At 45.2% G+C, this 6,865-nt stretch carries 5 protein-coding genes; all 5 read right to left on the reverse strand.

The window, feature by feature from the left end; translation table 11 throughout:
• Nucleotides 1-14 precede the first annotated feature (14 nt).
• Nucleotides 15-1,463: a decarboxylating NADP(+)-dependent phosphogluconate dehydrogenase gene (gene gnd, locus AB4517_RS08250; protein WP_017059712.1), complete on the reverse strand. Its 1,449-nt coding sequence runs from the start codon at nucleotides 1,461-1,463 to the stop codon at nucleotides 15-17.
• Nucleotides 1,464-1,491: 28 nt separating this feature from the next.
• Nucleotides 1,492-2,226, reverse strand: a complete 735-nt coding sequence (pgl, locus tag AB4517_RS08255) for a 6-phosphogluconolactonase (protein WP_017066266.1) — start codon at nucleotides 2,224-2,226, stop codon at nucleotides 1,492-1,494.
• Nucleotides 2,223-3,725, reverse strand: a complete 1,503-nt coding sequence (gene zwf, locus AB4517_RS08260) for a glucose-6-phosphate dehydrogenase (RefSeq protein WP_017059714.1) — start codon at nucleotides 3,723-3,725, stop codon at nucleotides 2,223-2,225. Before zwf ends, pgl begins: the two co-directional genes overlap by 4 nt.
• A gap of 410 nt (nucleotides 3,726-4,135) precedes the next feature.
• Nucleotides 4,136-4,831, reverse strand: coding sequence for a response regulator (locus AB4517_RS08265; RefSeq protein WP_017059715.1), 696 nt, complete (start codon nucleotides 4,829-4,831; stop codon nucleotides 4,136-4,138).
• 66 nt (nucleotides 4,832-4,897) lie between these two features.
• A complete protein-coding gene (locus AB4517_RS08270) occupies nucleotides 4,898-6,550 on the reverse strand; it encodes a sensor histidine kinase (protein ID WP_032545674.1) in 1,653 nt (550 codons plus the stop codon).
• Nucleotides 6,551-6,865: the final 315 nt, after the last annotated feature.

Below are 6,865 nucleotides of genomic sequence, written 5' to 3' on the forward strand. Positions count from 1 at the left end.
ATTCTAACTAACGATTATACGTCGTAAGTTGTAGAAGCAGTATCGCCGCCTGTACCAGTCCAGTTTGTGTGGAAGAATTCACCACGTGGACGGTCAGTACGCTCGTAAGTGTGAGCACCGAAGTAGTCACGTTGAGCTTGAAGCAGGTTCGCTGGTAGACGTGCAGTTGTGTAACCGTCTAGGAAAGATAGCGCAGAAATCGTACATGGCATTGGGATACCAGACTCTAGAGATTTCGCTGCTACTTTACGCCATGCCACTAGGCTGCCTTGTAGGATGTTTTTGAAGTACTCGTCAGAACCTAGGAACGCGATGTCTGGGTTTGCTTCGTACGCATCACGTATGTTGCCTAGGAATGCAGAACGGATGATACAACCACCACGCCACATTAGCGCTACGTTACCGTAGTTTAGGTCCCAGCCGTTTTCGTTCGACGCTTCACGCATTAGCATGAAACCTTGAGCGTAAGAGATGATCTTAGAAGCCAGTAGAGCTTGACGTAGTGCATCAACCCACTCTTGCTTGTCGCCTTCAACTGGAGTGATTGTCTTCTCAAACAAAGCTTCAGCTTCAACACGTTGGTCTTTAAGAGCAGACAGGCAACGAGAGAATACAGACTCAGAGATCAGTGTTAGTGGGATACCTAGGTCTAGTGCGTTGATACCCGTCCACTTACCCGTACCTTTTTGGCCTGCAGTGTCTAGGATCTTCTCAACTAGCGCTTCACCGTCTTCATCTTTGTAGCCAAGGATGTCAGCAGTGATTTCAACTAGGTAGCTGTCTAGCTCAGTCTTGTTCCAGTCAGCGAATACTGCTTGCATCTCGTCAGCAGACATACCTAGGCCATCTTTCATGAACTGGTATGCTTCAGTGATAAGCTGCATGTCACCGTATTCGATGCCGTTGTGTACCATCTTAACGAAGTGACCAGCACCGTCGTTACCAACCCAGTCACAGCAAGGCTCACCAGCGTCAGTTTTTGCCGAGATACCTTGGAAGATTGGCTTAACCGCTTCCCAAGCTTCAGCCGCACCACCTGGCATGATTGAAGGACCGAAACGAGCACCTTCTTCACCACCAGATACACCAGTACCGATGAAGTGGATGCCTTTCTCACGACAATGCGCTACTCGACGGTTAGTGTCTGGGTAGTTAGTGTTACCACCATCAATGATGATGTCGCCTTCGTCTAGAAGTGGGATTAGATTTTCGATGAACGTGTCTACAACGTCACCAGCACGAACCATAAGCATCACTTTACGTGGCGCTTCTAGCTTCTCAACTAGCTCTTCTAGAGAGTAAGCACCAACAATGTTAGTACCTTTAGCTGGGCCTTCTAGGAACTCGTCTACTTTAGCAGCAGTACGGTTATGAGCCACAACTTTGAAGCCGTGGTCGTTCATGTTTAGGATAAGGTTCTGACCCATTACTGCTAGGCCAATTACACCGATATCACCTTTCATTATTTTATCTCCTTGCGGCTATTCGCACTTATGCGATAGCACTTGCTGCATTTGAATCTAGGAACCACTCTGTTTCGCCAGTTTTAGACTGGATTTTCGCTGCCGGGTAAGGCAGTTCTGAAGCAGGAGTTGTATGAATTTCTTTAACGATCTCAACTTTACCTGCACCCAGTACTAGGTAGCTGATTCGTTTTGCTGCTTCTAAAACTTTCGCTGTTTTAGAAACACGGATTTGACCAGACTCAGGGTGAGAAGCTAATACAGATAGGTTCTCATCTTGGTAGTTGGTTGCACCTGGGAATAGTGAAGCTGTGTGGCCGTCTGCGCCAACACCAAGCAGAATCCAATCGAATACAGGCGTGCCGTTTTCTGTTGGGATTACGTCTGCCATCTCTTTTGCGAAACGCTCTGCTTCTGCTTTTGGTTCATCTTCACCACGGATGCGGTGGATGTTTTCAGCAGGAAGGTTTACTTGAGTAAACTCTTTTAGTTTTGAAAATAAGAGCGCGTTTGCTTCACCGAAATTGCTTTCAGCGTCGTCTGGTACAACGCAACGTTCGTCGCCCCACCAGAAGTGAAGGTTATTCCATTGAATACCTTCCGCGTATGGCGCCTGTGCTAAAAGTTTGAAAAGCATTTTTGGCGTGCTGCCACCAGACAGTGAAATGTGAACAGGTTTGCCCTGCTCGCTGTATGCTTTCATTTCATTTGCTAGGTTTTCAACAACCAGTTCAGGCGTTGCAAAGATCTTGTGATTGATCATAGTTCGCAGTAATCCGTGTCTGTTAAGTTTTTGCATGGGAAACGCCATGCGCGGCCATCACGTTGCAGAAGTTCATCTGCTTCCTGTGGGCCCCAAGTACCACAAGCATAGCCAAACAGTGCTTGAGGATCTTGCTTGAAGTCTAAGATTGGTTGAACGTACTTCCAACATGCTTCTACCGCATCGGTACGTGCAAACAGAGTCGCATCACCGTTCAGTGCATCAAGAAGAAGACGCTCATAAGCCGTCAGCATCTGAGTTTCAGGCAAGTCAGAGTAAGAGAAGTTCATTTTCACTTCTTTTGCTTTGAAGCCTGCGCCTGGCTCTTTCAAACCAAAGCTCATCTGAATACCTTCATCCGGTTGGATGCGGATAATCAGCTTGTTCTCTGGTGCATCTTGACCAAATACTGGGTGTGGCGTGTTCTTAAAGTGAATCACGATTTCAGTCACACGTGTTGGTAAGCGTTTACCTGTACGTACGTAGAAAGGAACACCATTCCAACGCCAGTTATTGATGTGAGCTTTCAAGCCGATGTAAGTCTCGGTACGAGAATCATCCGCTACACCATGCTCTTCACGGTAACCTAGTAGGTGCTGACCACGAACATCTGATGCTGTGTACTGACCTAATACTAAGTCTTTACGCAGATCATCTTCTTCTAATGGTTTCAGACACTGAAGCACTTTAACCACTTCATCACGAATAGAATCAGCGTTAATTTGTGCAGGCGGCTCCATACCGACCATCGCTAGCACTTGCAGCAGGTGGTTTTGGAACATGTCGCGAACTGCGCCAGAACCGTCGTAGTATCCGCCACGCTCTTCAACGCCAAGGAACTCAGCACCTGTGATTTCAACGTATTCAATGAAGTTACGGTTCCACAGTGGTTCAAACATCGCGTTTGAGAAACGAAGCACTAGAAGGTTTTGAACCGTCTCTTTACCAAGGTAATGGTCGATACGGTAGATCTGGTGTTCTTGGAAGTGATGATGGATCTCTTCATCCAACGCTTGAGCTGATGCTAAGTCGTAACCAAATGGTTTTTCGATGATCAGACGACGCCAGCCGTTCGATTCATCGTTAAGGCCATGCGCAGCAAGGTTTGCTGGAATCACACCGTATAGGCTTGGCGGGGTTGCCAAGTAGAACAATGTGTTATGGTTTTCGAATTGGTAGTCTTGCTCAAGCTTGTCTAGACGTTGTGCTAAACGAGCATAGTCGTCTACATCTGAAGTATTGATCGCTTGGTAATGCAGATGTTCAATAAATGCATTCAGCGTCTCTGGTTCAGTTTTTTCCATTTCCTGAAGAGACTTCTTCAGCTTCTCACGGTAAGACTCATCGCTGTACTCAGTACGGCTCACTCCAAGAATCGCAAAGGATTCTGGTAGTTGATTGCTAGCATACAGGTGGTATAGAGCAGGAATTAACTTGCGGTAAGTTAGATCTCCCGACGCACCAAAAATAACGATGCTGCTGTTTTCAGGTATTACCATCATCTTTCCTATAAAAACAAGGTTTTTAGTATTCGCCAAAGGTATCAGCGACATACGAAAATAGATAATAGGTCTTAACTATTACATCAATAGTAAGCGCCTATTAAATTTGAGAATGCGTTTGGTAAACGAGGGTGAAAGCTATCACCTCTATTCGGGACAGTATTGTCTATGACTATTTGATTTACATCAACCACTGTGAAAGCAATCGATTAAATATTGACTCATTTCGAACAAATTCTAATCGATAGTTCCGTTCATTTGACCCGAGGGAGAAGCAAATCGGCATTCTCAAACAGTGTAGTCAAGAAAGAACGGTATCTGGTCGGTGGAGTGAGCAATAGGAAAGGGAGAAAAAGGTAAAACCAGCTTATTCAACTGGCTTTATATTTATTTTGATGGTGTCGTGTTTATCTTTGCGCTTTGTTGTAGCAGCGCTCCGGGCGACCTACGGTACCGTAATTTAAGTCTGCGACTAACTCACCAGTGGTAATCAAAAATTCTAAATAGCGTCTGGCGGTGGTTCGGCTAGCACCAATTCGTTCTCCGGCTTCATCGGCGGTAATATTAACGGCATCAGCTTGCTGAAAAATGGCTCTGATCTTATCCAACGTTACGCCATCAATTCCTTTGGGCAAGGTTGATACTTTTCCTGAGTCCGCTTTGGCATTGGCTTGCAGCATCTTATCAACCAAACCTTGGTTCAAATCAGACACGCTTTCGAACTCTTGTAACTGTGACTGATACTTCTTCAGTGCTGCTTCCAAACGAGGAAACATGACTGGTTTTAATAGGTAATCCACCACTCCCCCGCGCATTGCCTGCTGCAGCGTATCGACGTCTCGCGCAGCAGTAATCAAGATAACGTCGCAGCCTTGATTGCTCCCTCTTACGTGATTAAGAATATCGAGCCCACACCCGTCCGGCAGGTACACGTCCAATAACACCAAATCAGGTTTTAAGATGTCCAGTTGCATGAGCGCTTCAGACTGTGTGGTGGCAATGCCGACCACGTCAAAGCCACCCATCTGTTCTAAATAACGATGGTGTAGCTCTGCAATCGCAATATCATCTTCAATGACCATGACTCTCGTGATTGCGTTCATCTATGTTCTTCCTTTAACCATGCTTTTTCCGTCACGATGATCTTCGCAAGATCGTTTCGTGCTTAATTATTGTTCTTCTTTTGGCAGATAAACCGTCATTCGCGTGCCAAAATCGTGGTTGTCGACCATTTCAAGCTGCCCTTGATATCGGTCTGCCAGCTGCTTTATCAGATACAAACCCACACCACGATTTTGCTTCGCTTTGCTCGATACGCCTTTTTCGGTGAGTGCTTTGGTCGCCAACTCTTTCGGCAAACCGCACCCTTTGTCTTCTACTTCTACGATAATTTCATTACCAAAATCACTGATTGAAACTTCAATAACCCGACGCGCTGGCGCAATTTGACCCTCTTGCTTAATCGCCGTCATGGTGGCGTCAAAGGCGTTATCAATCAGGTTGCCAAGAATTGTGACAACGTCATCCGCGTTTAACCAGCTAGGCAGAGCTTCAAGCCTTGATCCCTCTTCCACTTTAAGCTCTAACCCAATCTCTCGAGCTCGCTCTGTTTTGCCTAAAAGCATGCCTGCAATAAGAGGGTCTTTCACCGTCTCTCTTAAGAACTCAATTAAGCTCTGGTAATGAGCGGTTTCTTGACCAATCAATTGTTGAACAGAGTCCAGCTCGCCCATCTGAATCAAGCCACTGATGGTGTTGAGCTTGTTTTGATGCTCGTGGGTTTGTGAACGCAGTAGATCAGCATATTCTTTGGTTTGTGAGAGCTGGTCTGTTAAATCGTTGATTTCATCTCGTAATCGGAAACTCGATACCGCCCCGACCACCTCACCTGCCACTATAATCGGGCTTCGGTTAGCAATGATTCGCTTATTGTTTAAATACAACTCAACATCGTGGTCGGTGTCGCCGGTTGATAGCAGTTGTTCTAAATCACTGCCTGGCAATACATCAGAAAGGCGCTGTTGATTGAGTGCTTTATCCCTGTCTATCGATAAAATATCGCAGGCACTCTTATTAATTGAACGTAAAATGCCGTGCTTATCGATGCTCAGAATGCCCTCTTTCACGGTACTCATGGTTACATCTAGCTCAACATACAACCGGCCTATCTCTTCAGGCTCAAAGCCCAAAATAGCGCGTTGAAAACGGCGAGATACATAACTCGAAATCAAAGCGTTGACCGCAACCACCAGCAACGCCATCACAATCAAAAAGGCTAAGTAAGGTTCGATTCGATCTTGCAACGAATCCAATAAGTAACCAACTGACACCACACCAATAACGGTACCTTGGGTGTCTTTTACCGCGGATTTACCACGAACTGAAAAACCCAGCGATCCTTTGGCTGTCGACACATAAGACTCGCCCAATACCAATGCTTTTTGGTTATCGCCACCACGCATGGGTTTACCGAGCCTGTCATCATAAGGGTGAATCAGGCGGATACCTTTATCATCTCCAACAACGATAAACGCCGCGCCAATGAGCTGAGTAAGGTTACGAAATTTAACTTGGGTTTCTTCAGACAAAACGTAGGGAACGCCATTAGGGTCCAACGTTCCATTTTCTTGAATAATGCTGGTGACAAGCGGCGATTCAGATAGAAATTCAGCAACACCTAACGCTTTCAAACCCATCTCTTGCTCTTGAGATTGTTTGATGTAATAAAAACCAGCCGCTGCAAGAATCAAAAGTTCAACGAGGCCAGTGACCGTCATGATAATCAGTAACCTTTTACGGAAACTGATACTGCTCCATTTCATATTCCACCGTCCCTAGTGTTAGACGATCAATGTTAACACCAAGTTAATCGCATGACCTTTCTAGGGACGTGAATTTGTGACTGCTACTCAACTAAATAATTGAGCAGATTGTTAATTGATAATCCTTTACGTTGTTCATCTCGATTAATCGTTCATTTTTAGGACTGATTAGCTTAAAAACCAAAATAAACGAATAAATATTGAGCTAGATCACTAAGATTTTAGGTGTTTTTTAGGTTGTTTAAAATAAATACAATTATAATGGTTGCATATGAAGAAGTTTATTGTTGCTAAGCCATAGGTCATGATTTTCAG

The sequence above is a fragment of the Vibrio sp. 10N.222.52.C3 genome (assembly GCF_041474195.1).
Lineage (GTDB): Bacteria > Pseudomonadota > Gammaproteobacteria > Enterobacterales > Vibrionaceae > Vibrio > Vibrio crassostreae_C.